This window comes from Bradyrhizobium sp. CB82 (assembly GCF_029714405.1).
Lineage (GTDB): Bacteria > Pseudomonadota > Alphaproteobacteria > Rhizobiales > Xanthobacteraceae > Bradyrhizobium.
This window is the reverse complement of record NZ_CP121650.1, coordinates 8,689,934-8,715,586: the sequence shown is the minus strand read 5'-3', so window position 1 is coordinate 8,715,586 and position 25,653 is coordinate 8,689,934. Positions and strand designations below refer to the sequence as shown.

Here is a 25,653-nt window from a genome sequence, read left to right as displayed (position 1 = left end):
TTGGGCTTGCGCCGGCGGCAGGCCGCCGGCAGCTCCGCGATCAGGTCGTCTTGATGTCGACGTCCTTGGTCTCGGGCAGGAACAGGAAGCCGACCACGGCGGTGATCACCGCGAACACGATCGGATACCAGAGGCCGGCATAGATATCGCCGGTCGAGGCCACGATCGCAAACGCGGTCGCGGGCAGCAGTCCGCCGAACCAGCCGTTGCCGATGTGGTAGGGCAGAGACATCGAGGTGTAGCGGATCTTGGTCGGGAACAGTTCGACCAGCATCGCCGCGATCGGCCCGTACACCATGGTGACGAAGATCACCAGGATGAACAGCAAGCCGATGATCGCAGCCACCTGCGGACGGAAGATGTCGAACGGATGCGCCATCTTCACGATGCCGGGATCGCCCGCCTTGGGATAGCCGGCTGCCTGCACCGCCGCGAGTACCGCCGGGTTGCTGTCCTTGGCGTTGGCATAAGGCACGTCCTTGCCGTTGACGACGACCTTGACGGCGGAGCCGGCCGCGCCCGGGGTCGTGACATATTTGACCGACGACTGGGACAGGAAGGCGCGCGCGGTGTCGCAAGGCGCGGTGAACACGCGTGTGCCGACCGGGTTGAACAGATCGCCGCAGCCCGCGGGATCGGCCACAACCTCGACCTTCGTTGCCTCGATCGCCTTCTCCAACGCAGGGTTGGCGTTGGCGGTGATCATGCGGAAGATCGGGAAGAAGGTCAGCGCCGCGATCAGGCAGCCGCCGAGGATGATCGGCTTGCGGCCGATCTTGTCGGACAGCGCGCCGAACACGATAAAGAAGCCGGTGCCGAGCAGCAGCGACCAGGCGATCAGGAGGTTGGCGGTCGGGCCGTCCACCTTCAGGATCGATTGCAGGAAAAATAGCGCATAGAACTGGCCGGTGTACCAGACCACGCCCTGGCCCATGGTGCCGCCGAGCAGTGCGAGCAGCACGATCTTGCCGTTCTGCCAGTTGGCGAAGGCCTCCGTCAGCGGCGCCTTCGAGCTCTTTCCTTCTTCCTTCATCTTCTGGAAGATCGGCGATTCATTGAGGCGCAGCCGGATCCAGACCGAGACGCCGAGCAAGAGCACCGAGACCAGGAACGGGATGCGCCAGCCCCACTTGGCGAAATCGGCTTCACCGGTCGCGTTGCGGGTGAACAGGATGACCAGCAGCGACAGGAACAGGCCGAGCGTCGCGGTGGTCTGGATGAAGGAGGTGTAATAGCCGCGCTTGCCGTGCGGCGCGTGCTCGGCGACATAGGTCGCCGCGCCGCCATATTCGCCGCCGAGGGCGAGGCCCTGGGCAAGGCGCAGCGCGATCAGGATCACCGGAGCGGCGAAGCCGATGGTCGCGGCGTTCGGTAGCAGGCCGACGATGAAGGTCGACAGACCCATGATCAGGATAGTGACGAGGAAGGTGTATTTGCGGCCGACGATGTCGCCGACGCGGCCGAACACGATGGCGCCGAACGGGCGCACGAGAAAGCCTGCCGCGAAGGCCAGCAGCGCGAAAATGTCACGGGTCGCCGGCGGATAATCCGAGAAGAACTGCACGCCGATGATGCCGGCGAGCGAACCGTAGAGGTAAAAATCGTACCACTCGAAGACGGTGCCGAGCGAAGAGGCGAGAATGACGAACCGTTCGTCCTTCGTCATGCCTCCTGCGCCAGCACGGGACACAGTCATTGTCGTCATGTTGAAATCGCTCCCCGAAAATCGTTTCCTCGCTCCCTGAGGCTGTCCGGACGCGGCCGGACAGCCTCAGAGCTTGCCCCCAAAGTAACATCGCCGTGAAACCGGTCCCAATACGACTTTCGGCCTTTCGCACTGACGCGTAGCTTGACCGGTGCCCGCAAGGCCGCGTGAACCGGAAGATCGGGATTAACCCCTTTGCAGCAAAGGGATAATGTATGCTTGCATGCCACGGTCGCTCGGGGAAGAATTAGATCCGTCGCTACGACTTGTTGGCCCCGACCACAACGACAGCAAGAGATCGATGAACGCTCCCGCAACCCGCCTCGTCATCGCCGATGATCATCCCCTCTTCCGCGATGCGCTGCGCCAGGCCGTGGCCGGCGTTCTGACCTCGGCGAGGGTCGACGAGGCCGGATCTTTCGAAGATCTGACCAAGCTCCTGGAACAGGACTCCGACGTCGACCTGGTCTTGCTCGACCTGTCGATGCCGGGCATCTCGGGCTTTTCCGGCCTGATCTATTTGCGTGCGCAATATCCGGCGATCCCGGTGGTCATCGTCTCGGCCTCCGACGACAGCGCCACGATCCGCCGCTCGCTCGACTTCGGCGCCTCCGGTTTCATTCCCAAGCGGTTCGGCGTCGAGACCCTGCGTGATGCCATCCTCAAGGTGATGGACGGTGATGTCTGGGTGCCGCCGGACATCGACCTCAACTCCGCCGCCGATCCCGACATGATGCGCCTGCGCGACCGCCTGGTGACGCTGACGCCGCAGCAGGTGCGGGTGCTGATGATGCTGTCGGAAGGTCTCCTGAACAAGCAGATCGCCTATGAGCTCGGCGTCTCCGAGGCGACCATCAAGGCCCACGTCTCCGCGATCCTGCAAAAGCTAGGCGTCGAAAGCCGTACCCAGGCCGTGATCGCCGCCGCCAAGATCGCCGGTGGCCAGTGGAAGCAAGGCTCGCCGACGGAGTAGGGTCTTTCGCGCCTGGACCGTCATCCTGGGGCTCCGCTATTCCGCCGCAACCATCTGCTGCGTGCGCCACTGGCCAAGCAATGCGCGAAGCGAGGCCGGCTTCACCGGCTTGTTCAGCACGGCGATTTTTTCCTCGCGCGCGGCGAGCTGCACGGCCGGGCTGCGGTCGGCGGTGATCAGGATCGCCGGAATATTGTCGCCGAAGCGGCGGCGGATGTCGCGGATGGCGGCAATGCCGTTGCCGCGGTCGAGATGGTAGTCGACGAGCAGGCCCGTCACGTTGCGGCCGGCCGCTTCGATCGCGCTGATGGCGCCTTCAGGATCGGCGACCGCGATGACCTCGGCGTTCCAGGCCTTGAGCAGCGTGCGCATGCCGTCGAGGATCGCCGCATCGTTCTCGATGCACACGATCAGTGCGCCGGTAATCGGGGCGCGCGCGAGCGGCGTGGCGCTGGTCACGGCCGCGGTATGGGTCACCGCCTTCGCGGTCGGCACCGTCACCGAGAACATCGAGCCGCCGCTCGCATTGGCATCGATGGCGATGCCGTGCTTGAGCACGCGTGCCAGGCGCTCAACGATCGACAGGCCCAGGCCCAGGCCGCGCGCGATCCGAGCGCCCTGTTCGAGGCGGTGGAATTCCTTGAAGATCTCGCGGCGCTTCACGGTGGGGATGCCGACGCCGGTGTCGTAGACGCAGACTTTCAGCGATGGCCCCTGGCGGCGGCAGCCGATCAGGACGCGCCCGTGCGGCGTATATTTGATCGCATTGGAGATCAGGTTCTGGAGCAGGCGCCGCAGCAATAGCCGGTCCGATTTGACCGCCAGCGAGCAGGGCATGAAGGTCAGTCGCAAGCCCTTGGCGCGGGCGATCGGCGCGAACTCGATCTCCAGCGATCGCATCAGGTCGCCGATCTTGAAGCTCGAGATCGAGGTCGTCATGGCGCCCGCATCCAGCCGCGAGATGTCGAGCAGCGCGCCCAGGATTTCCTCGATCGCCTGGAGTGATTCGTCGATGTTCTCGACCAGCCGCGTCTCCTCGCCGCCATGCTGGCGCTCGACCAGGCTCGTCGCGTAGAGCCGCGCGGCATTCAGCGGCTGGAGGATGTCGTGGCTCGCCGCCGCGAGGAAGCGCGTCTTGGAAATGTTGGCGTCTTCGGCGGTGCTCTTGGCCTGCGCCAGCTCCGAGTTCAGCCGTGTCAGCTCCTCGGTGCGGTCGCGCACCCGCTTTTCCAGCGTCGCATTGGCGCGCTCCAGCGCCTCTGCCGCCTCGAACGACGGGGTGACGTCGGTGAAGGTGATGACGAAGCCGCCGCCGGGCATGCGATTGGTCAGCACCTCGATGACCATATGGCGGTCGGGCAGGCGCTCCAGGTACGGCGCGCTATCGGTCGTATAGGCGACGAGCCGCTGCGCCAGCATCGCCTCGTGGTCATCGATTTCCGCCGGGTTGCCGGCACCCATGAATTCCAGGATCTCCCGCAGCGGCGTGCCGAACTGGATGAAGTGCGGCGGCACGCTCAGCAATTCACCGAACTGGCGGTTCGAGCAGATCAACTGGAGGTCCTCGTCGAACACGGCGATGCCCTGGCGCACATGGTTGAGTGCGGTCTGGAGGATCTCGCGGTTGAAATGCAGCGCCGCATGGGAATCGTCGAGCAGCTTGAGCGCAGCCTTTGCCGACACGGTCCGCTTGCGCAGCAGCAGCGACATCACGAGCCGCGAGGAGGCGGCCCCGATCGAGGAGGCGATCATGTGCTCGGCATGCTGCAGCAGCTCGAAATCGGCCGGCGCCCCGGCTTCGAGCCGCACATTGCGCCGTGCCGCAAAGGCCTCGAAGGAATGCCGCGCGCGGTCGGGCCCGAGATATTGCGCGACCGTGCTCTGGATGTCCTGCACGGTGACGGTGGTGCGCCAGCGGCGGAAATTCGGCGCGATCGGCGCGAGCGTGTTGGGGACGAAAAGGTCGCCCTGCACGAGCTCGATCGAGCTCGGCTGGCGCGCCAGCGAGAGCAGGACGTAGATGAGGATGTTGAGCGACAGCGACCAGGCGACGCCATGCAGCAGCGGCGGCAGGTCGGCGCCGAACAGCGCCTGCGGCCGCAGCGCCTCGATGCCGAACGGACCGTGCTGGAGCAGCAGGATGCCTGCCGTGGAGGAATCGAGGAAGCTCGGCAGGAATAGCGTGTAGAGCCACACCGCGAAGCCGACCAGCATGCCGCCGATGGCGCCGCGCGCGGTGGCGCGCCGCCACAACAGGCCGCCGAAGAAGCTCGGCGCAAGCTGCGCGATGGCGGCAAAGGACAGAAGGCCAATCGCCGCGAGCTGCGTGTTGCCGAGCGCGCGATAATAGAAATAGGCCATTACCATGATGGCGAAGATCGCGAGCCGCCGCGAGCGCAGCAGGAAGTCGATGAAATCCGTGGCGCCGCTGCGGCCCTCGGGCCGCCGCTTCAGCACCAGCGGCACCACGAGGTCATTGGAGACCATGATCGAGAGCGCGACGCATTCCACGATCACCATCGCTGTCGCCGCCGACAATCCGCCGACGAAGATGGCGACGCTGAGCAGATCGCTGCCGCCCTCCATCGGGAGCGCCAGCACGTACATGTCGGGGTCGATCACGCCGAACGGAAAGGTCACGAGACCGGCGAGCGCGATCGGGATCACGAACACGTTGATGGCGACGAGGTAGAGCGGGAACAGCCAGCGCGCGCGGCCGACCTCGGCATCGGACGAGTTCTCCACCACGCTGACGTGGAATTGGCGCGGCAGCAGCATGACCGCGCAGAACGACAGCAGCGTCATGGTCAGGAAGTTGCCGATCGAGGGCGAATAGTTGATGGCGCGCACCGCCTCCGGCGTCTTCATCGCGCGCTCGATCAATTCGTGCGGCGAGAACATCCAGAAGGTGACGAAGGCGCCGGCGGCGAGGAACGCCACCAGCTTGACGATGGATTCGGTCGCGACCGCGAGCATCAAACCGTGCTGGTGCTCGGTGGCGTCGGTCTGGCGTGTGCCGAACAGCACCGCGAAGGCCGCCATCGCCAACGTCACCATCAGCGCCATGTCGCCGAGGATCGGGATGTGGGAAAAGGCCTGGTCCTCGCTCAAGATGGTTTCGAGCGAGGAGGCGACGGCCTTCAGTTGCAGGGCGATATAGGGCACCGAGCCGATGATCGCGATCAGCGCAACCGTTGCCGCCACCGCCTGGCTCTTGCCGTAGCGCGCGCCGATGAAGTCGGCGATCGAGGTGATGTTCTGGGCCTTGGCGAGCTGGATCACGCGGCGGAGGATGCCGGTGCCGATCCCGATCATCAAGACCGGGCCGACATAGATCGCCAGGAAGTCGGTCGAGGTGCGGGTGGCGAAGCCGACCGAGCCGAAGAAGGTCCAGGACGTGCAGTAGATCGCGAGCGAGAGCGGGTAGATCAGGCCGGAGGCACGGCCGGCTCGCGCCTGGGAGCGGCGGTCGCCATGGCTCGCCACCAGGAACAAGAAGCCGATATAGCCGAAGGCGGCTGCGATCACACCCCAGTCGTGCAGCATTGCTGGGGGACCTCTCCCTTGCGTCGCGGCCCAAGCCGCGTCCGATCTCATTTTCCGAAGAAAATCTATCGCTTAAGCCTGCCGCAAGCGACAGCCATTTTTCCGGTTGCCGCAGGAACCATCATCGTCGTTAAGCCGGGCGGTGTGCTGCTACCCGATCGCGCGGCGGTCTCGGGCCTGCTGAGCGAGTCCCCGGCATCCCCCTCCCTGGCCCTCCCCCGCAAGGGGGGAGGGAACGGCGGGAGTGCAATATGCGGTTGGAAAACTCTGAGGCAGCTTCCGGCCACGCGAGCGAAGCCAACGTTAGACTAGGGCTGACGTGAATTTGGGCGTCCGCTCGGGCCGCAGACACCGCTGCGCTCCCTCCCCCCTTGCGGGGGAGGGTTGGGGAGGGGGTAGGCCCCGGGAACGGAGCGGGTTGGATTTAAGGAGAAGGCGAACAGCCTACTCCGCCGCCAGCGACTTCTGGCGCAGCGGCAGACCGAGGCGGTCCCAGACCTGGAGGAGGGCTTCGGCGAGCTGATCGATCAGGCCGTCGTCGTGATAGGGCGAGGGCGTGATGCGCAGGCGCTCGGTGCCCTTGGCGACGGTGGGATAGTTGATCGGCTGGATGTAGATGCCGTGCTCCTCGAGCAGGAGGTCGGAGGCCTGCTTGCACTTCTCGGGATCGCCGACGAACAGCGGCACGATGTGGGTGTCGCTCGACATCACCGGCAGGCCGGCGGCATCGAGGATCGCCTTGACGCGGGCGGCGCGGTCCTGGTGGCGCTCGCGCTCCCAGTTCGAGGTCTTCAAATGCTTGATTGCGGCGGTCGCGGCCGAGCAGATCGCCGGCGGCAGCGCAGTGGTGAAGATGAAGCCCGGCGCATAGGAGCGCACGGCGTCGATGATCTGGCCGTTGGCCGCGATATAGCCGCCGAGGCAGCCGAAGGCTTTCGCCAGCGTGCCTTCCAGAATGTCGATGCGATGCATCACACCGTCACGCTCGGCGATGCCGCCGCCGCGCGGGCCGTACATGCCGACCGCATGGACCTCATCCACATAGGTCATCGCGCCGTATTTCTCGGCGAGATCGCAGATTTTTGCCAGCGGGGCGACGTCGCCGTCCATCGAATAGAGGCTCTCGCAGGCGATCAGCTTCGGCCGGCCCGGGCCACCGGCCTTCAGGAGCGCTTCGAGATCGGCGAGATCGTTGTGGCGGAATACGATCCGTTCGCAGCCGGACTGGCGGATGCCCTCGATCATCGAATTGTGGTTGAGCTCGTCCGACAGGATCAGGCAGTTCGGGATGAGTTTTGCGATCGTCGCTATGCCGGTCTGATTCGAGACATAGCCCGAGGTGAAGAGGAGAGCAGCCTCCTTGCCATGGAGGTCGGCGAGCTCGGCCTCGAGCTGCACCAGCGGATGATGGGTGCCGGCGATGTTGCGGGTGCCGCCCGCACCGGTACCGACCCGGGTCGCCGTCTCGACCATGGCGCCGACCACCTTCGGATGCTGGCCCATGCCGAGATAGTCGTTGGAGCACCAGATCACGACGTCGCGCTTGCCCTTGGGCGAGTGCCACACCGCATGCGGAAACCGGCCGGCGATGCGCTCGAGATCCGCGAACACGCGATAGCGCCGTTCGGCGTGGAGGCGGTCGAGGGCGGAAGAGAAGTACTGGCTGTAATCCATCGGCAGACCTGCAGCGGAACTTGAGGACCCAAGCGGCTCATCTTCTTAGAGCTATTCCAGCTCTAATGTCTATGCGCCCGCCCATTTTGGCAATGCGCCGGGCAGGACCCTTCATAGCGGCCGGCGATCAGCAATTATTGATGTGGATCAACCAGCTAGCGCCTTGGTGTCCCGCCCGGGAACGGACGCCATGAGATGCGCGGCAGCGCCGGGGCAGCACGGACATTTTGTCCAAGGTGCAAGCCGGACGGAGTAAAGGCTGCATTCGTGTTTGAAGTTCAAGTCGTCCTGAACTGAAGCACGCCGTCCTTCTCTTGCGCGGTCAGCCGTCCCTCGACCAGCATGTAGTTGACGTGGGCGATCAGCTCGCCCGCGGCAAAGCCCATCTGGTGAGGATCGAGCACGTGCTTGTGGAACACCACCGGCACGAGCTGGGACGAGGTCTGCGGCACCTCGCGGCAGGCGTCAGCGATCAGCCGGCAGCGCTCCTCGTGATGATCGGCAAGCTGCTTGATGCGGGTTTTCAAGCCGTAAAACGGCACGCCGTGGCCGGGCAGCACCAGCGCGTCATAGGGCAGCGTGGTGGTGAGGCTCGCCAGCGAGGCCAGATATTCGCCGAGCGAGTTCTGGTCGGGCTCGACCGCCCAGACGCTGACGTTCGGCGAGATCTTGCTCAGCACCTGGTCGGCGGAGAGGAACAGCTTGTCGTCGGCGCAATACAGCATCATCTGGTCGAGCGCATGACCGCCGCCGGTGATCACCTTGAAGCGGCGTGTGCCGATCACGACCTCGTCGCCATGCGAGACGCGCCGATAGGAGGCGGGGAGCACCGACACGCGCTTCAGATACTCCTGGCCGCGGCCGAGCAGCTTGTCGGTCAGCGTCTCGTCCATGCCGTGGCGGCGGAAGAACAGCCGCTGCGCGTTGCGCCGCTCCTCGGTGCCGCGATTCTGGTGGTAGACCGATTGCAGATATTCGACCTGCGACATCTCGAGCGGGCAGTTGAACCGCTCGACGATCCAGCCCGCGAGCCCGACATGGTCGGGATGGGAGTGAGTGACAATAAGCCGCGTGATGCGGACGCCCTTCAGCGGTCCCTCGAACAGCTTCGTCCAGGCCTCGATCGTCTCCTCATTGCCGAAGCCGGAATCGATCATCGCATACCCGTCGCCGTCGGCGAGCAGGTAGATGTTCACATGGTTGAGGCGGAACGGCAGCTTGAGCCGCACCCACAACACGCCGGGCCGCACCTCCACGACCTCTTCGGGGCCGGGATGCTGTTCCCAGGGGTAGCGCAGGGCCTCGGCGGAGGACTGCACGCTGTCGCTCTTCGAATGCATGGACACTATCGGTACCCGCACACGGGGCGGGACGCCAGCCGAAAAACCACGTGGGGTGGCGTTCGCATGGCCGTCATTCCGTAGCCCGGATAGCCATTCCGGGAAGGCGCGCTCCCGGAATGGCGGCGGCGCCGGCGACTACGCCGCGCGGATATTGCTGAGGAACGCGTCGATCTCCCCGCGCAGCAGGTTGGCCTCGCGGCGCAGCGCATCGGAGGCGCTCAGCACGTCGGTCGCCGCAGCGCGGGCTTCGGCCGAGGCCGTGGAGACGCCGACGATGTTGCTGGAGACCTCGCTGGTGCCACCCGCGGCGTGCTGGATGTTGCGGGCGATTTCGCGCGTCGCGGCACCCTGTTCCTCGACGGCGGCGGCGATCGCCGTGGTCACGTCGTTGATCTCGCCGATGATCTGGCCGATGCCCCTGATCGCGCCGACCGCAGAGGTCGTGACCTGCTGCATGCTGGCGATCTGGGTGCGGATCTCGTCCGTGGCCTTCGCGGTCTGGCTTGCGAGGCTCTTCACTTCGGAGGCGACCACGGCGAAGCCGCGGCCGGCTTCGCCGGCGCGCGCCGCTTCGATCGTGGCGTTGAGCGCGAGCAGGTTGGTCTGCGAGGCAATGGTCTGGATGAGATCGACGACCACGCTGATGCGGCTCGCGCTGTCGGCGAGGCCCTGCACGGTCGCGTCGGTCGCTCCGGCCTCGTGGACCGCCTTCTTGGCGATCTCGGCCGAGGTGACCACCTGGCGGCTGATCTCGGCGATCGACGAGGACAATTGCTCGGTGCCGGCCGACACCGTCTGCACGTTGACCGAGGTCTCCTCGGCGGCCGACGCCACGGCGTTGACAAGCGCATTCGACTGGTCGGCCGTCGACGACATGCTTTGCGCGGTCGCCTGCATCGAATTGGCCGATTGGGCGAGGCTGTCGAGGGCCGTGCGCACGGTGCCTTCGAACGATCCGATATGCGCTTCCATGCGCGCGGCGCGTTCGGCCTTGGCGGCGCGGTCCTTGTCCTGCTCGCTGGAGAGTGCGCGGGCCTCGATCATGCTCTGGCGGAACACCTGAAGCGTATCGGTCATGGCGCCGATCTCGTCATTGTGTTTGGTGCGGACGATCTCTGCGTCGAGATCGCCGGCCGAGAGCAGCTGCATCGCACGTTGCAGTCCGCCGATGCGCCGCAGGATGTTGCGTCCGACATAGAGCCAGACGAACAGCACCGAGCCGACCAAAGTCAGCGCGCCCAGCGCCAGCATGACCATGGTGGCGAACGAAATCTGCCTGCGCGCCTGGAAGGTCGACGCGTTGGTCTCCTTCTGCACGCCTTCGACAAGTTGCTGCACGCTGATGCCGAGGCCGACATTGAGCTTGCGGGTTTCGTCGAGCACGGTCTGGCCATAGTCGTTGGCGTCGAGCTCCTTCTCGCGCAGGTTGAACACGCCGGTCTTTCCGGTGCCGAGCGCAAGCAGCTTTTCGGCCGTCTCGCGCAGCAGCTTGCTGCCCTGATTGTCCGGCAAGAGGTCGAGGTTGGAGCGCAGGCGTCCCTGCGCCGTCTTGAATTCCTTCTGGATGTCGTCGAGCTTGTCGGCGGTGTTGGCCGAGAGCGCCGCGCTCATGTCGGCGGCCGCGAGATTGCCGCTGGCGACGACATTGCCGAGCTGGCCGACAGTCTGCGCGGCTTCGGTGGCGTCTTCGGCCGACAGGTTCGCCGAGCCGAGGATCGCGTTCACCTGGGTCTGGGCGTTGAGCATCGCGGGGCTTGCCGCGCCGACGAAATCGCTCTGCGCCTTGCGCAGCGCATCGTATTGCTTGTCGTGAAGGGCCGCGACGTCGAGCCGCTCGCGCGCGGCCGAGGTCAGGCTTTGAGCTGCCTCATTGAGGTTCTTGATGATGTCGTTAAGTCCCGCGACCACGGCCTTGTCAGCGCCGAGCTCGATGATCTCGCCGAGCTTCTGCTGGACCTGCTGCTGCAATTCCTTCAGCTTCTTGGTGCGCTCGTTCAGCGCGTCCTCGCTCGGCGCGGCGAGCAGCGCCGGTCCCTGTGCCGCGAGGCTTGCGCTCAGGGCCGACAGTTGCAGGCTTGCGGCGAGACGCGGAATGTCCCGCCCGCTCAGGTCGACCATGCGTTCGCCGAGATTTTGCAGCACGTAGCCGGCTCCCGCCGAGATCACCAGGCACATGCCCGCGATCACCGCAAAGGCGGCGAACAGGCTGCCGCGCACGCCCCACTTCGGTAACGAGACACGAGGCTTTGATCTGCCCAGGCCCACACGGATCGCCATCAAGATTCCCCCACGCCGATTACTTTATGTTTTGCGGGCGGCAGTATCGGAGTAGCGAGTTAAAAAATCGCAAGTGCCGCAATTGCTTGCGCTCTTTCCACGGGACGAAAAAAGAAGGGCCGGCAAGACTGCCGGCCCTTCCGCAAGATCAGTTGTGGTTAGCGATCAGTAACGCGCGGCAACCGGGGCGCCCCAGTTGAAGCGGTAGTTGACGCCTGCCTTCACGGTGTGATCGTCGGTGGTGAAGCTGCCGGCCGGCACGAGCGCGGCCGGAGCGGTGAAGGTGGCGCTGCCGAAATTGTAGTACTGGTACTCGGCCTTGGCCGACCAATTCGGGGCGAACATGTACTCGAGACCGCCACCGACGGTGTAACCGTTGCGATGATCGCCCGAGATCGCGAACGCGACCGGCGCGCCGCCCAGCTTCACAGTCTCGTTGTTGTCCGAATAGGCATAGCCGCCCTTCACGTAGATCAGGCCCGGGCCCCAGGTGTAACCGACGCGGCCGGTGATCGAGCCGAGCCCGCGCTGGTCGTTGGTGTAGGCGTAGCCGCTCGGGAACACCGCGCCGACGCTTCCCGAGAGCCAGGAGTACTGGCCTTCGACGCCGACCACGAAGTTCGGGTGGAACTGCCAGTCCGCGCCGACCTGGACACCGCCGAGGAAGCGGCCGTTGCTGTTGTTGCCGGTGGAGAGCCCGTTGAAATTGTTGTCGCTCGAGAACGCGCCGCCGAGATGCGCACCGAAATAGAAGCCGGTCCAGTTGTAGATCGGCGCGACATAAGCCGGTTGAGGCGCCTTGTTGTAATAGGGGCGGGCGCCGAGATCGGCACCAACGGCGGGCGCGGCCGCGCTCACGGAGAGCAGCGCAACGGTCGCGAACAGAGTCTTCTTCATCGTCTTCTTACTCCAACACTTCATTCCCGGCAGGCGCGCTTGTCGCACTGTCGTTGCTTTCGCAGATAGCGGGCTTTTGACTAAAATGCTGTCACATGCGTGGCACAGTCGCCGCCAAGCCAACGTCTTGGCCGGCAAATGTTTTTCGTGCCTAACGGCGGGTTAAGAAAGGCTGAAGGAAGGCTTAACGCGGCGCGCTTGCGAGGCCGACCGGCCGTCTTTTGTTAAGCCAGACGCCGGCGCACTTCCTCGCGCATCTGCTGGCGAAACTTTTCGCGCTGCGCGGGCCGCTCCTTCTCCGCGATGGTGTGACGATCGAAGATGTCGAACTTCTCCAGGATCGGATAGCGCTCGCTCGCCATCGCGAGCACGCCGAGCACCTTGGCTGCCTGCGCGCTCGGGCCGCGTACCTCCCAGCGCCGGATCGTCACGGTCCCGCTCGCGGCCGGCAAGCCGCACAGCTTGGCCATGTCTGCGACCGTGAGCTCCCGGCCGAGAGCCTCCGACAGGTCGGCGCGCAATTGCTTCAGTTCGGGGCCCGTCATATCACTCCAGTCCACGCGGTCGATCGTGTGAATGCACTAACGCTGATTCGGGTCCAGCCGAAGGCGGGGGTACGACGGGCGGGTTGTGCCCGCGCTCTACCCCAACCCCGCCCTTCGAAATCCCTCCAGATAATGCTCGCGATCCGATCCGCTCCGCCAGGGCAGTTGCGTCGCGATCCAGGCAAGCGAGATGTTGGGCTGGGTGCGGCGCAGCTCCTGCAAGGCGGTTGCGGCGAGTTCCTGATCGCCGGCCATTCCGGCCGAGACCGCGAGCACGCGATAGGCGCCGGTGAGATCGCCGCGGTGGCGGATCGCCTCCCGGGCAAGTGCGATCGCCTCGTCATAGCGGCGTTCGGTGAAGCGGGCATAGCCGGCGATGCCGTAGTAGATCGCGAGCGACGGATCGCGCGGGCTGAGGCGGATGGCCTTTTGCGCCGCCTCGAACGAGTCGCGCGAGCGACCGGCATAGGACAGGGCCAGCGCGTAATAGCCCTGCGCCAGCGAGAAATTCGGGTTGAGCCTGAGCGCCTGCTCGAACTCCGACACCGCGTCGTCGAGCCGACGCGTCGAGAAATAGACGCTGCCGAGCGCCGTATGCGCCCAGGGATCCTCATGGTCGCATTTGACCGCGGCGAGCGCGGCAGCTTCCGCGATTGGTGCTGCGGTCGCAAGGTCCGCCCAGCCGAGATGCACGCCGAACATGTGGCTTGCTGCCAGCACCGACTGGGCCTGACCGTAGCCGGGATCGATCGCGATCGCCTGCGCGAGCAGCGCCTGCGCCATCAGATGATCCTGCCGCGTCACGCGCCAGTAGTGCGACAGTCCTCGCATCAAGAGGTCCCAGGCGTCCAGGCTCGCCGGCTGCTTGCGCCGGGCGTGAAAATTTTCCGCTGCGTAGATCTGCGGCTCGATCGCCGCGACGATCGCGTTGGTGATTTCGTCCTGCACGGCGAAGACGTCGCCGAGGTCGCGATCGTAATGCTCGGCCCAGATGTGGCTGCCGGTGACGGCATCGTTGAGCTGCGCAGTGATCCGCACGCGACCGCCGGCCTTGCGCACGCTGCCTTCGACGACATAGCCGACGCCGAGCTCGTCGGCGATCTGCCTGATGTGCACCGCGCGTCCCTTGTAGGTGAAGGACGAGTTGCGGGCGATCACCAGGAACCAGCGCACCTTCGACAGCGCTGTGAGGATGTCCTCGGCGATCCCGTCGCAGAAATAGTCCTGCTCGGGGTCGTCGCTCATGTTCTCGAACGCCAGCACCGCGATCGTCGGCCGCTCGGGCGCGCTCCGTGGCGCCTTGGCCGCGGGCGGTGCCAGTGTCTGCTCCAGCACCTCGCCGACGAAGCGAAAACCCTTGCGCGGGATGGTCTTGATCAACCGCTGCGCCGCGCCGTCATCGCCGAGCGCCTTTCGCGCCGCGTTGATGCGACTATTCAGCGCAGAGTCCGAAACGATGCGGTTATCCCAGACCTGGCTGATCAGGTCGTCCTTGGTGACGACGCGGCCGCGCTGCGTGACGAGGTGCACAAGCAGATCGAAGACCTGCGGCTGCAATGGAACCGGAGCACCGTCACGCGTCAACTCGCGCAGGTCGCAGTCCAGCACGTGATTTTCAAAGTGAAATCGCACGTTTCGTCGTCTCAAGCAAAAATCAGCGTCATCTCAGGCGAAAATAAATCGTTCGGAAAAGCTTAGGCAGGTCCGAACCAGCATGGTGCAGCGACCCAATGAGTGCCGATCGTTCGGCACAACGGAGCTGTCTATGACCCAACTGGATCACCAAGTTCATTCCATCAGCCCGGATGTCGCGGGCTCAAAAGTCTTCAAGTTCATCGCCTTTTTGTACGGAATTGCGGCCTACCTGGTATTTCTCGTGACCATCCTCTACGCCATCGGCTTCATCATAGGCCTGGTGGTGCCGAAAAGCATCGACACTGGAACCGATTCCTCTGCGGTCGAGGCCGTCATCATCAATCTGCTCCTGATGGCGCTGTTTGCCGTTCAACACAGCGTGATGGCACGGCAGCGCTTCAAGGCGTGGTGGGTGCAGTTTGTGCCAAAGAATGTGGAGCGCAGCACTTATGTGTTGCTGGCGAGCCTGTCGCTGCTGCTCCTGTTCTGGCAGTGGCGACCGCTGCCGGCGATCATATGGGACGTCCAGGATCCGGACGTCGCCGTGACCATCGTCACGCTATCCTTCGCCGGCTGGGTGCTGGTCTTCACCTCGACCTTCCTGATCAATCACTTCGAGCTGTTCGGTCTGCAGCAGGTCACCCAGCAACTCGTCGACAAGCAGCCGTCGCCGCCGCGTTTCAGGACGCCCATGTTCTACAAATTCGTCCGGCATCCGCTCTATCTCGGCTTCATCATCGCGATCTGGGCCGCGCCGACCATGACGGTGGGCCATCTGCTGTTTGCATCCGTGATCACGCTCTACATCCTGCTCGGCATCACGCTCGAGGAGCGCGACCTCGTGGCGCTGTTCGGCGACGAGTACCGGCAATACAAACAGCGCGTATCGATGCTTATTCCCTGGCGCCGGTCGGTTTGATCTTCGCCTCAACTTGATTCTCAGCGTCGTCCAAGGAGAACACTCAAATGAAACACGTCGGAACCTGCTTCTGCGGTGCGGTCGCAATCGAAGTGACGGGCGCGCCGGAGGCGATGGGCTACTGCCATTGCCGCTCCTGCCGCTCGTGGTCGGGCGGGCCGGTCAACGCGTTCAGCCTGTGGAAGCCGGAGGCCGTTCGCGTCACCGACGGCGCCGATCACGTTGCCACCTACGCCAAGACGCCGCTCAGTCAGCGCAAATATTGCCGCAAATGCGGCGGTCACCTGATGACCAGTCATCCGCCGCTCGGCCTGATCGACGTCTTCACGGCCGTCATCCCGACGCTGGCGTTCACGCCCGCCGTCCACGTCAACTACGCCGACACCGTGTTGCCGATGCGCGACGGCCTGCCGAAGCTGAAGGATTTTCCGGCCGAGTTCGGCGGCAGCGGCGAGATGATGAAGGAGTAGAAACGAAGGACGAGCCGAGTGGCACGGGGCCCGTCGATGCCGGACGACACGACTTTCTACGAGGGCCGCTACCTCAATCCCGCACGCCGCAAGCCTTCGCTATAATGCTCCCGGTCCTCGGCGCGCTGCATCGGCAGCTCGCTGGTGATCCAGGCGAGGGAGACGTTGGGCTGGGCGCGTCGCAGGCCCTCGAGCGCGGAGGCTGCCAGCTCGCGATTGCCGAGCATGCCGGCGGCGGCTGTCAGCGCGCGATGGGCCCCGACGAAATCGCTGCGCTGCCTGAGCGATTCGCGCGCGAACTGGATCGCGTCCTCGTAGCGATGGCCGATGAACTGCGCGTAGGCGGCGACCCCGCAATAGATCGCCGAGAAGGGATCGCGCGGACTGAGCCGCAGTGCGCGGCGTGCGGCCGCGTCGCCGTCCTCCCAGCGGCCCGCATAGCACAGCGTCACGCCGTAAAAGGCATGCGTCATGGCAAAATTGGGATTGAGCCGCAGCGCGAGCTCAAACGCGGCGATGGCGTCGTCGAAGCGCCGCCGGAACAGATGGGTGTAGCCGAGCCCGTGATGGGCCCAGGCGTCGTCGCGATCGGCCTCGACTGCGGCGAATGCGGCGTGCTCCGCGACCGGCAGAGTGGCCGCCATGTCGGCCCAGCCCATGTGGGCGCCGAACATATGGCTGGTCGCGAGCAGGCCGAGCGCCTTGCCGTAGGCCGGATCGATGGCGATCGCCTTCTCGAGCCGCTCTTGGGCTGCGGCATTGTCGCCACGCGTGATACGCCAGTAATGCGATAGCGCGCGCATCACCAGATCCCAGGCATCCAGGCTTCCCGGCGGCTTCTGCTGGGCGCGAAAGCTCTCGGCGGCATAGAGCTGCGGCTCGATCGCGGCGACGATGGCGTCGGTGATCTCGTCCTGCACGGCGAAGACGTCGGCGATGCTGCGGTCGTAGCGCTCGGCCCACAGATGGCTGCCGGTGGTTGCGTCGTTGAGCTGCGCGGAGATGCGCACCCGGTCGCCGCTGCGCCTGACGCTGCCCTCGACGACGTAGCGCACGCCGAGCTCGCGGGCGATCGCGCCGATATGCACCGCGCGGCCCTTGTAGACGAAGGAGGAGTTGCGCGCGATGACGAAGAACCAGCGCAGCTTCGACAGCGCGGTGATGATGTCCTCGCTGATCCCGTCGGAAAAATAATCCTGCTCGCGGTCGCCGCTCATATTGGTGAAGGGCAGCACGGCGATTGCAGGGCGATCGGGCAGCGGCAGGCCCGGGGTTTCCCTGGCCTGGCTCACGGGCTCGGCCGAGCCATCACGGCCGTTGCGCATCTCGACGTCGCCGACGAAGCGAAAGCCTTTGCGCGCGACGGTGCGGATCAACGCCTGGCTCGCGCCGGAATCGCCGATCGCCTTGCGCGCGGCATTGATCCGGCTGGTCAGGGTCGATTCCGAGACCGAGCGCCCAAGCCAGATCTTGTCGATCAACTCGTCCTTTGTCACCACGCGGTCGCGATTCCGCATCAGGTGAACGACGAGGTCGAAGACCTGCGGCTCGACCGCGACGGGAACCTGATCGCGGCTCAGCTCCCGCCTGTCGGTGTCAAGTAGATGATCGCTAAACAGAAACTGCACTGCGACGACTCTGGCCTCACGACGAAATCAAGCATCTGAAACGGCAATATCAATTGGATCTGGATTCTATGAGTCCATCGAGGCGCACTCTTGGTTCATCGCAATCGCGATCGTTGCTCTGAACTGGAGAGATGCCAGCCATGTCGCCGATGGGTGGCGGGGCGACGGAACCGGGCGGTATTCGGGGCTTGCGCGGGTGGGCACAGGCGCAATTGCCACCCCAGCGGTTACGGCGAGGTGGTCACGGACACGGATGACGCGGCCGTCATTGCCGAGCAAGGTGCCGCTGCTCGGATCGTCGGACTGGTAGCGTTGCATGCAATAGGCGACGGCATCGTCGGCAGGCGGTGCTGGTAGGTGGGCGGCAGAAATTGCAACATCAAGGTCGCCTCGTCATGCAAAGCCGATCGACGACCTCGCGGGTCGCGATAGAGCAACCCGCCGGTGGCGATGGATTAAACTTTTGACAGGATGACGGCTCGCAGCGACCGCGCTGAAGCAGCCGCGCCATCGGCTCGCAGCGCCGGCTCACCGAAATATGACCTTGGCGTTGCTCAATCGGGCCGCCGCCCCGGCAAGGTGTTGAAAACCAAAATGCGTGAAACTGCGTATCTCGGCTCACGGTGCGCAATTGGCTCGCGCACTTGCGCCGTGCGATGCTAGACTTAGATGGAACAGAGCCCGTCAGCAGGGGACCCGGCATGACTGATCAACGCAACACCTCCACTCCCATCGATCCCGCAAAACTCGACCGGCTGGCCGAGGTGGCGGTGAGGGTGGGCCTGGGCTTGCGGCCGGGCCAGGATCTGCTGCTGACCGCACCGGCGATCGCGCTGCCCTTGGTACGGCGGATCGCCGTGCATGCCTACAAGGCCGGCGCGGGCATCGTCACGCCGATCCTGTCCGATGAAGAGATGACGCTGGCGCGCTACCGCCACGGTCACGACAACAGTTTTGATTGCGCGGCCGGCTGGCTCTACGAGGGCATGGCGAAGGCGTTCTCGGAGAATACGGCGCGACTGGCCATCGTCGGCGACAATCCGATGCTGCTGTCGGGCGAGGATCCCGCCAAGGTGGCGCGCGCCAGCAAGGCCAATTCCATGGCCTACCAGCCGGCGCTGGAGAAAATCGTCAATTTCGATACCAACTGGAACATCATCGCCTATCCGAGCCCGTCCTGGGCGAAGCAGGTATTTCCTGACGATCCCGAGGAGATCGCGATCGGCAAGCTTGCGGAGGCGATCTTCGCGGCGTCCCGCGTCGACCGCGAGGATGCGATGGCCAACTGGGCGCAGCACAATGCGGCGCTGCGCGAGCGCACCGACTGGCTGAACGGCAAGCGTTTTCGCGCGCTGCAATACTCCGGGCCCGGCACGGACCTTACGATCGGCCTTGCCGATGGTCATGAATGGGAAGGCGGCGCCTCGCTCTCCAAGAACGGCATCAGCTGCAACGCCAACATCCCGACCGAGGAAGTCTTCACCACGCCGCATTGCCGGCGCGTCTACGGCCACGTCGTCAGCTCGAAGCCGCTGTCTTATCAGGGCACGCTGATCGACAACATCGCCGTGCGCTTCGAGGACGGCAAGATCGTCGACGCAAAGGCCTCGCGCGGCGAGGAGGTGCTGAACAAGGTGCTCGACACCGACGAGGGCGCGCGGCGGCTCGGCGAGGTGGCGCTGGTGCCGCATTCCTCGCCGATCTCGCAGAGCGGGCTGTTGTTCTTCAACACGCTGTTCGACGAGAATGCGGCCTCGCACATCGCGCTCGGCCAGTGCTATTCGAAGTGCTTCGTCAACGGCGCCAAGCTGACGCCGCAGCAGATCGCGGCGCAGGGCGGCAACCAGAGCCTGATCCACATTGACTGGATGATCGGTTCGGCGTCGACCGACATCGACGGCATTTTGGCCGACGGCAGCAAGGAGCCGGTGTTCCGCAAGGGCGAGTGGGCGAAATAACCGGCCTCACGCCGCCGCGTTGCGCAGCATCGGATTCCTGTCGATCGTGAAGCGGTTGAAGAGCGTGGTGAACGGACTGCCGTCCGTCGCGCGCACGATGGCGTCGGACGCGGCGACCGCTTCATAGAGTGAACCGACCGGATCATCAGCGTCGGGCAGGTCGAGCGCATCCCGGATCATGTCGCGAGCGTCGTCGATGTCGTCTCCGTCGTCGAGCGTCGCCTCAAGCGCGGTCGCGGCGCGTCGCATCTCCACGATGTCGCCGCCGGCGGAGAATTGGAGGATGTCGAGCCAATAGGGGCAGGCGACGACGAGCTGGATGAACTCCTCAAACGTCGTGGCGATGATCCCGGCGCGCAAGGCGGGTTCATTCGCGCGGAATCCACTTGCAAATCGACGCGCTAGGCACGCCGTACATGCAACTTGCGGCGATTGTTCGGGCCCCGCGTAAGGAAGAATTAAAAAACGGCTACTAGCGTCACATGCACTGTTTGAAACGGCCCGGGCCTGGGCCAGCCAGTCATCTATTATTCCCAGAGGAAGCCGATGTCGCGCGCGTTGATTCAAACCGGAAGCTGTGCCGTCGAACTGGAGCTGCGGCCGATCGAGCCGTCCTGGATCATCGAAGGCAATCCGGTGTCGCGCTCGCACATCCTGTCGACCAGCGCCGACGGCACCGCATCGACCATCATCTGGTCGTGCACCGAAGGGCGCTTCAACTGGTACTACGATTTCGACGAGACCATCATGATCCTGGAAGGGTCGATCGTGCTCGAGAGTGAAGGCATGCCGCCGAAGCGCTACGGCGTCGGCGACGTGATCTTCTTCCGCGACGGTGCGCATGCCAAATGGCATGTCGAGGGCCATGTCAAGAAGATCGCCTTTTGCCGCAAGACCAATCCGGCGCTGATCGGTTTCATGGCCCGTGTCGTCAACAAGCTGAAGCGGATGTTCCTCTCGCCCGGCGAGCGTCGTCCCGCGACGCTCATGGGCGCTGGCTAACCGGGTTTTACCAAGCGCATCCCAGCGACTGAAGGAGAGGGGGGGCGATGAAATCCGGCCCCTCTTCTCGCGTTACGACTGCGCGCGCCGCCGCGCCTTGACCTCCACCACCAGCCGCCACTCCGGTGCCGTGGCCGTTTTGGCCTCGCCGAGCCAGTGGAATGCATTTTCGGTGATTTCGGTAAAGCTCCAGCGTGACAGGTCGCCGCTGTCGGTGGCACCTTCCTGCACGATGTCAGCGCCGCGCGGCCGGCCGATCTGTTGACGGAAAACGCTGCGACCGGGGTCGAACCAGGAAATCCGCCAGGCGTCGATGGTCGGATCGTAGATCCGCAGCGTGGTGCCGTACCAGTTGCCGGCGATCGGGAAAGGCGGTGCGCCTGCGGCGCGCGGGATCACCCAGACGTCCTGGACGGCGCGGCCCTCCAGCACCCAGCCGAAATGGATCTCGCCGGCCGCGCGATGGGTGGTGCCGTCAGGCGCGTGCGCGATGATCTCGGCATCCCAATCGCCAATGAACTGGCCGTAGAGTTGCAGCGCGGCGGCGTGATCGGGGCTGGGTCCGCTCGCATGCAACAATCTGGCAAAGTCGCTCATGTCGATCTCCACTGTCGCGGGAAGATCAGCACGATCGGACCGCAGACCGCTTGGAGAAAATTGCCGTCGGCAATCGTCAGGTCTTGCGCAGCGACAGATGCCTGATGCCTCGGTCGGCCTCATCTTTGGTCCGGCGGCTGCCTGAGCGTTCTGCTCGCCAGATGACGATGACGGAGACAATGACGAGGCTCGCGCCAACCAGCATCATGCGCGAAAACGGCTCGCCGAGCACGACGGTGCCGAGCAGCACGGCGACCACCGGATTGACGAAAGTATAGGTCGACACCAGCGACGTCGGAACGTTCTCCAGCAGCCAGTTGTAGGCGGCGAACCCGATCACGCTACCGGAGACGATCAGCCAAAGCGCTGCCGCAACCGAAGTCATCGAGACGTCGCTCGGCGTGAAGCCCTCGATCTCGCCCGTCAGCAAGCTGATCGCGAACAACACGACGCCGCCGATCGATAGCTGCATGCCCGAAAGCAGGATGGCGGATGCCTGGCTCGACATGCCTCGGGACAGGACGGTGCCGATCGACCATGACAGGGCCGCAGCCAGCAGCCAGACGACGGGAAGAATACTGATGCCGGCCTGTTCGACATTTTGCCATGCCACGAGTCCAACGCCGAAGAAACCGGGCACCAGCGCAAGCAATGCAATCGGCCGGGGACGCTGATCGCCGCGGAACAAGACATCGATCAGCAGGATCCAGAACGGGATCGTGGCAAGCACGATGGCGGCGACGCCTGAAGGAACCGATTGCTGCGCGAAGGCGAGCACGCCGTGGCAGCCGACAAAGAACAGCAGCCCGCACCAGCACGCCTGCAACCATGTCTGCAAGGACGTGCCCGCGACCTGGCGGCCGCTCAGGGCAAGCAATAAGATGCCGCCGCAGAACGAGCGAAGCGCCATCAGCAGAAATGGCGGAATCGACTTCAGGCCCAGCGCGATGGCGAAATACGTGGAACCCCACAGCAGGTAGATGGCCGCAAATGAGCCGATGACCAGGAACCTTCTGCTCATGATTGCTCCGCTCGAAGATGATCCAAGGCAACCAAGTCGGAGGAGGTTCATGCGTTCCGGCTTTGCGCTGCTCACACGCCGTCGAGGATGATCACCGTCGGCGTGCCCGGCAGCGAATCGCGCGAGATCCGGAACGAGCGTTGCAGGCGCCGGTCGATCTCGAAGTCGCGACCGATCCGGCGCATGAAGTCGTCGAGCGGCGTGGCGAATCGGTGCATCGGCAGCACGACGGAAGCTCGCAGGCGCTTCGTGATCTCCGAGATGCCGTCGAGCGACATGGTGTAAGTGCCGTCGATCGGCACCATGACGATGTCGAGCCGGCCGATTTGAGCAAAATGGCTGTCGTCGAGCTTGTGGTGGAGATGGCCGAGATGGCCGATACAGAGGCCCGCGACTTCGAAAATGAAGATCGAATTGCCGTCGCGGATCATGTCGGTGCCGGTATCGTCGCCGAAGTAACGGCGAATGTCGGTGGTGACGTTGCGGATGAAGGTGTCGCCGATGCGCTCCGAGATCACCGCCGGCTTGCCGTCCTCGCCCCAGCCATGCAGCACATGGGGGATGCGCTTGTCGGGATATAACGAGTAGTGCGTGCTGTGCGCCCGGTTCATCGTGACGACATCGGGCAGCCGGCCGACCTGATAGGCGCCGCTATAGTCGGTGGCGATGCGCAAGCCGCCGGGCGTGTCGATGAAATAGGTGGAATGGCCGGCGTACGTAATCTCGACCTCTGCCGCATTCGCCGCCCGCTGAAAGGCGACCGGCAGTGCGCGCGGCGTTGCGTTGGCCATTGCTAGGCACTCGCTGCGCTGTGGCTGTTGCGCGACGGCAGGCGTGAGGAATGTGCCGAACAGCGCGAGGACCGCGGAAAGGAATCGCCACATGGATCCGTCCCCGATGACGTCGGGGAAGTCTAACGCGCAATCCGGTCTGCAGCCAATGGGACGCAATCAACAGCGCGTCAGTGTCGCAAGCCTCACTCTCGCTGCGGACTGAACTTCCAGGTAGCGGCGACGAGGCCCGCGGTGATCAGGCCGCTGATGGCGCCGGCGACTGGCATCGCGAGCAGCAGCGTGGCTGTGGCCGCCCAGCCGATCGAGGAGAAGGCCTCGGCAAAGGTCGCAATGCGCGACGAGGTCTGGCGGCGGCGGAATTGGCTGCGCCGCGCCTGCACGCGGAACCAGAGCTGGATCGCTGTAGCGGACGCCGCGCTGACGATGATCGCGCCCGCTGTGGTCGCTGTCTGGAGCGGCGAGGCAAAGGCAAGTGCTGCGACGAGCGGAGCGAAGATCATGGCGATCGCGATCAGCACGACCTCGATCTTGGCGCGCATGACGCGCGAGGCCGGCAGCGGGGCGGTCGCGACCAGATCGGGGGCGTCCTCGCCCGAAATCGTCAGCCATGCGAGACCGCCGGCAAGCTGCCCCGCCGCCATCACGATCACGGGCGTGATCAGCACGAGCGCCGTAGACCTGTCGGCAAAGCTCCGCCACAGCAGAAGCGCCGGCGGCACCAGATAAAGCAGTTGCATCAAGGTTTGGGAGATCAGCCAGGGGTCGCGCCACAGCAGCATGAACTCCTTGCGCCGCAGCGCCTGTGGCCGGCTGCCTGTGCGGAATTTCCGTTCGCGCGTGGTCCGGCGGCCGGTCGCGCCGTGGGCGGCGGCGTCGATGGCGGTATCGGCGAAGCGGCCCGAGAACAGCGCCATCACGCCGCCCAGCATGACGAGGCCGAGCGCGAGCAGCAGCGTCAGCGCCTCGCTGTCGCCCATCACCGCCCGCGCGGGCCACCAGAGGAGGCTGTCGACATCGGGCGCATGGGCGGCCGCGGCATCAGAGGTCAGCACCGCGAAGCGCGACAGTGTGCCGTAGGAGATGATCGCGGCGATCTGGAGCGCGATCACGAAGCCGGCGCCGATGATTGCGGCCAGGATCTGCGCGATGAAGCGGGTCCGCGCCGGGCCGATCACCCGAAACAGCAGGATCGTGATCGCGATCGCAATGGCCGCGGCCGACAGCCCCATGGCGACCACCACGCCGAAGGCCGCGAGCCATCGCGGCCCGCCGCCGATCACCAGTACATCGATGAAGGGCGTCGAGAACAGCAGCGCCATCGCTGTGATCGCGAGCGCAATCGCGGCGATGCGCACGGAGAACAGGTTGGAGAGCGTTGCCGGCGACGACATGATGAGGTCGAGGTCGGCGCGGGCGTAAAACACCCGCGTCACCGATTCGATCGCCTGCGACAGCATCAGCGACCAGGCGAGCGCGATCGTCGCCGTGATTACGATCAGCGACGATTTGTCGAGCGGCAACCGAAGTCCGGCGAAGCGGCCGATCACGGCCCAGGCCGGCAGGTGCAGGAGTGCGGCAAAGGCGATCAGGCCGATCACGGCGGCGCGCTTCCGCTTGCGCTGGCCTGTCATCATCGCGAGGCATTCGCGCCAGGCGAGGCGGAGCTCGTGGCGAGCAAACCATGAGAGCGCGGTCGCCGAGCTCATGCCGCGGCAGCCTCCAGCGTGACCAGCGCGATGAAGAGATCCTCGAGGCTGGTGTCGGTGTGGCCGTTCTGCTGACGCAGCTCGGCGAGCGTGCCCTCGGCAACGAGGCTACCTGACGCGATCACGCCGATGCGGTCCGCCATGCGCTCGGCGACCTCAAGAATATGCGTGGTCATGATCACGGTGCAGCCGGCGCGAACGCGCTCGGTCAAAAGGCCCTTCACATGGCGGGCGGAGACGGCATCGAGCCCTGTCAGCGGCTCGTCGAGAATGATGAGGCGGGGGGCGTGGACCAGCGCGCCGGCCAGCGCAACCTTCTGGCGCATGCCCTTGGAAAATCCCTCACAGCGCTCGTGCCGGTGCGGCGCAAGGCCGAGCGAGATCAATAGCTCCTGCGCGACCGGCTCGGATAGGGCGGGGGCAATGCCCCAGAGACCGGCGACGAATTCGAGATATTCGAGCGGCGTCAGCTTGTCATAAATCATGGGCTCGTCCGACACCCAGGCCATCACCTGCTTGGCGGCCACGGGATCGGCGAGGGCATCGATGCCGAAGATCGACACGGCGCCGGCATCGGGCCGCAGCAGCCCTGCGACCATGCGCAATGTGGTGGTCTTGCCGGCGCCGTTGGGGCCGACCAGCGCGTAGAATTCGCCGGCGTGAATGGTGAGATCGAGGGAATCGACGGCCAAACGGTCAAAACTCTTCGTTAACCCTCGTACGCTCAGCGCCGAGCTGTCCGGTTTCATGACGGCCACACCATACGGTTCCGCATCGCTTGCGACCTTGATCTGAAGATGTTTCGGCACGGTGAATCATCCTGCCACAAATTCCTTGATCCGGCACGGATGCATCCGCCTCTCGTTTTATTGACAGCGCTCGGCGGTTCAGGCTGAATTGCGCCGGGCAAATGCTTTCCGCGACTCATATGATTGCGGACGACTGGACACAAGATGCGACGAG

At 64.8% G+C, this 25,653-nt stretch carries 20 protein-coding genes and 1 pseudogene; 5 read left to right on the top strand and 16 right to left on the bottom strand.

The window, feature by feature from the left end; genetic code table 11:
* Positions 1-40: 40 nt before the first annotated feature.
* Entirely contained in the window at positions 41-1,666 is a 1,626-nt protein-coding gene (locus QA640_RS41265; protein WP_283038330.1) for an MFS transporter, read from the bottom strand.
* A gap of 340 nt (positions 1,667-2,006) precedes the next feature.
* Between QA640_RS41265 and QA640_RS41260 the strand changes: the two genes are divergently transcribed.
* Positions 2,007-2,678 (top strand): response regulator transcription factor, encoded by a 672-nt coding sequence (locus QA640_RS41260; protein WP_283038329.1) that lies wholly within the window; start codon positions 2,007-2,009, stop codon positions 2,676-2,678.
* A 36-nt stretch (positions 2,679-2,714) separates the two neighbouring features.
* Here the strand turns inward: QA640_RS41260 and QA640_RS41255 are convergent, their stop codons facing one another.
* From QA640_RS41255 to QA640_RS41225, 7 genes are all read right to left on the bottom strand, one after another.
* A complete protein-coding gene (locus QA640_RS41255; RefSeq protein ID WP_283038328.1) occupies positions 2,715-6,224 on the bottom strand; it encodes a PAS domain-containing hybrid sensor histidine kinase/response regulator in 3,510 nt (1,169 codons plus the stop codon).
* Between the two features lie 444 nt (positions 6,225-6,668).
* A complete protein-coding gene (hemA, locus tag QA640_RS41250) occupies positions 6,669-7,898 on the bottom strand; it encodes a 5-aminolevulinate synthase (RefSeq protein WP_283038327.1) in 1,230 nt (409 codons plus the stop codon).
* A gap of 278 nt (positions 7,899-8,176) precedes the next feature.
* The gene (locus QA640_RS41245) at positions 8,177-9,238 is read right to left on the bottom strand and encodes an MBL fold metallo-hydrolase (RefSeq protein ID WP_283038326.1); all 1,062 of its coding nucleotides are present in this window, start codon (positions 9,236-9,238) and stop codon (positions 8,177-8,179) included.
* 138 nt (positions 9,239-9,376) lie between these two features.
* The gene (locus QA640_RS41240) at positions 9,377-11,518 is read right to left on the bottom strand and encodes a methyl-accepting chemotaxis protein (protein WP_283038325.1); all 2,142 of its coding nucleotides are present in this window, start codon (positions 11,516-11,518) and stop codon (positions 9,377-9,379) included.
* Between the two features lie 165 nt (positions 11,519-11,683).
* The gene (locus tag QA640_RS41235; protein WP_283038324.1) at positions 11,684-12,415 is read right to left on the bottom strand and encodes an outer membrane beta-barrel protein; all 732 of its coding nucleotides are present in this window, start codon (positions 12,413-12,415) and stop codon (positions 11,684-11,686) included.
* Between the two features lie 224 nt (positions 12,416-12,639).
* Positions 12,640-12,960, bottom strand: a complete 321-nt coding sequence (locus QA640_RS41230; protein ID WP_283038323.1) for a hypothetical protein — start codon at positions 12,958-12,960, stop codon at positions 12,640-12,642.
* Between the two features lie 96 nt (positions 12,961-13,056).
* Entirely contained in the window at positions 13,057-14,592 is a 1,536-nt protein-coding gene (locus QA640_RS41225; RefSeq protein ID WP_283038322.1) for a winged helix-turn-helix domain-containing tetratricopeptide repeat protein, read from the bottom strand.
* 133 nt (positions 14,593-14,725) lie between these two features.
* Between QA640_RS41225 and mddA the strand changes: the two genes are divergently transcribed.
* Together mddA and QA640_RS41215 are read left to right on the top strand one after the other, a co-directional pair.
* On the top strand, positions 14,726-15,514 hold the full coding sequence (gene mddA / locus QA640_RS41220) for a methanethiol S-methyltransferase (RefSeq protein ID WP_283038321.1): 789 nt from the start codon (positions 14,726-14,728) through the stop codon (positions 15,512-15,514).
* Between the two features lie 47 nt (positions 15,515-15,561).
* The gene (locus QA640_RS41215; RefSeq protein ID WP_283038320.1) at positions 15,562-15,984 is read left to right on the top strand and encodes a GFA family protein; all 423 of its coding nucleotides are present in this window, start codon (positions 15,562-15,564) and stop codon (positions 15,982-15,984) included.
* 68 nt (positions 15,985-16,052) lie between these two features.
* Here the strand turns inward: QA640_RS41215 and QA640_RS41210 are convergent, their stop codons facing one another.
* The gene (locus QA640_RS41210; protein ID WP_283038319.1) at positions 16,053-17,612 is read right to left on the bottom strand and encodes a winged helix-turn-helix domain-containing protein; all 1,560 of its coding nucleotides are present in this window, start codon (positions 17,610-17,612) and stop codon (positions 16,053-16,055) included.
* A 241-nt stretch (positions 17,613-17,853) separates the two neighbouring features.
* A pseudogene (locus tag QA640_RS41205) lies at positions 17,854-17,948 on the bottom strand (BA14K family protein); the annotation flags it as partial.
* A 365-nt stretch (positions 17,949-18,313) separates the two neighbouring features.
* Here QA640_RS41205 and QA640_RS41200 point away from each other — a divergent pair.
* Positions 18,314-19,570: an aminopeptidase gene (locus tag QA640_RS41200; RefSeq protein ID WP_283038318.1), complete on the top strand. Its 1,257-nt coding sequence runs from the start codon at positions 18,314-18,316 to the stop codon at positions 19,568-19,570.
* A 6-nt stretch (positions 19,571-19,576) separates the two neighbouring features.
* On the opposite strand, the gene QA640_RS41195 is transcribed toward QA640_RS41200, so the two are convergent.
* Positions 19,577-19,930 (bottom strand): hypothetical protein, encoded by a 354-nt coding sequence (locus QA640_RS41195; RefSeq protein WP_283038317.1) that lies wholly within the window; start codon positions 19,928-19,930, stop codon positions 19,577-19,579.
* A 186-nt stretch (positions 19,931-20,116) separates the two neighbouring features.
* Between QA640_RS41195 and QA640_RS41190 the strand changes: the two genes are divergently transcribed.
* A complete protein-coding gene (locus tag QA640_RS41190; RefSeq protein WP_283038316.1) occupies positions 20,117-20,572 on the top strand; it encodes a cupin domain-containing protein in 456 nt (151 codons plus the stop codon).
* 72 nt (positions 20,573-20,644) lie between these two features.
* Here the strand turns inward: QA640_RS41190 and QA640_RS41185 are convergent, their stop codons facing one another.
* From QA640_RS41185 to QA640_RS41165, 5 genes are all read right to left on the bottom strand, one after another.
* Positions 20,645-21,169: a hypothetical protein gene (locus QA640_RS41185; RefSeq protein WP_283038315.1), complete on the bottom strand. Its 525-nt coding sequence runs from the start codon at positions 21,167-21,169 to the stop codon at positions 20,645-20,647.
* Between the two features lie 76 nt (positions 21,170-21,245).
* Positions 21,246-22,190, bottom strand: a complete 945-nt coding sequence (locus QA640_RS41180) for an EamA family transporter (protein ID WP_283038314.1) — start codon at positions 22,188-22,190, stop codon at positions 21,246-21,248.
* A gap of 71 nt (positions 22,191-22,261) precedes the next feature.
* On the bottom strand, positions 22,262-23,074 hold the full coding sequence (locus tag QA640_RS41175; protein WP_283038313.1) for an MBL fold metallo-hydrolase: 813 nt from the start codon (positions 23,072-23,074) through the stop codon (positions 22,262-22,264).
* 92 nt (positions 23,075-23,166) lie between these two features.
* The gene (locus tag QA640_RS41170; protein ID WP_283038312.1) at positions 23,167-24,690 is read right to left on the bottom strand and encodes a permease; all 1,524 of its coding nucleotides are present in this window, start codon (positions 24,688-24,690) and stop codon (positions 23,167-23,169) included.
* Entirely contained in the window at positions 24,687-25,439 is a 753-nt protein-coding gene (locus QA640_RS41165; protein ID WP_283043045.1) for an ABC transporter ATP-binding protein, read from the bottom strand. Before QA640_RS41165 ends, QA640_RS41170 begins: the two co-directional genes overlap by 4 nt.
* Positions 25,440-25,653: the final 214 nt, after the last annotated feature.

Coding starts and splice junctions, on each gene's coding strand:
- QA640_RS41235 (WP_283038324.1), bottom strand. CDS start 12,415: ATGAAGAAGACTCTGTTCGCGACCGTTGCGCTGCTCTCCGTGAGCGCG.
- QA640_RS41245 (WP_283038326.1), bottom strand. CDS start 9,238: ATGCATTCGAAGAGCGACAGCGTGCAGTCCTCCGCCGAGGCCCTGCGC.
- QA640_RS41190 (WP_283038316.1), top strand. CDS start 20,117: ATGTCGCGCGCGTTGATTCAAACCGGAAGCTGTGCCGTCGAACTGGAG.
- QA640_RS41215 (WP_283038320.1), top strand. CDS start 15,562: ATGAAACACGTCGGAACCTGCTTCTGCGGTGCGGTCGCAATCGAAGTG.
- hemA (WP_283038327.1), bottom strand. CDS start 7,898: ATGGATTACAGCCAGTACTTCTCTTCCGCCCTCGACCGCCTCCACGCC.
- mddA (WP_283038321.1), top strand. CDS start 14,726: ATGACCCAACTGGATCACCAAGTTCATTCCATCAGCCCGGATGTCGCG.
- QA640_RS41180 (WP_283038314.1), bottom strand. CDS start 22,190: ATGAGCAGAAGGTTCCTGGTCATCGGCTCATTTGCGGCCATCTACCTG.
- QA640_RS41260 (WP_283038329.1), top strand. CDS start 2,007: ATGAACGCTCCCGCAACCCGCCTCGTCATCGCCGATGATCATCCCCTC.
- QA640_RS41240 (WP_283038325.1), bottom strand. CDS start 11,518: ATGGCGATCCGTGTGGGCCTGGGCAGATCAAAGCCTCGTGTCTCGTTA.
- QA640_RS41265 (WP_283038330.1), bottom strand. CDS start 1,666: ATGACGAAGGACGAACGGTTCGTCATTCTCGCCTCTTCGCTCGGCACC.
- QA640_RS41175 (WP_283038313.1), bottom strand. CDS start 23,074: ATGTGGCGATTCCTTTCCGCGGTCCTCGCGCTGTTCGGCACATTCCTC.
- QA640_RS41200 (WP_283038318.1), top strand. CDS start 18,314: ATGACTGATCAACGCAACACCTCCACTCCCATCGATCCCGCAAAACTC.
- QA640_RS41255 (WP_283038328.1), bottom strand. CDS start 6,224: ATGCTGCACGACTGGGGTGTGATCGCAGCCGCCTTCGGCTATATCGGC.
- QA640_RS41230 (WP_283038323.1), bottom strand. CDS start 12,960: ATGACGGGCCCCGAACTGAAGCAATTGCGCGCCGACCTGTCGGAGGCT.
- QA640_RS41165 (WP_283043045.1), bottom strand. CDS start 25,439: ATGAAACCGGACAGCTCGGCGCTGAGCGTACGAGGGTTAACGAAGAGT.
- QA640_RS41170 (WP_283038312.1), bottom strand. CDS start 24,690: ATGAGCTCGGCGACCGCGCTCTCATGGTTTGCTCGCCACGAGCTCCGC.
- QA640_RS41185 (WP_283038315.1), bottom strand. CDS start 21,169: ATGAGCGACTTTGCCAGATTGTTGCATGCGAGCGGACCCAGCCCCGAT.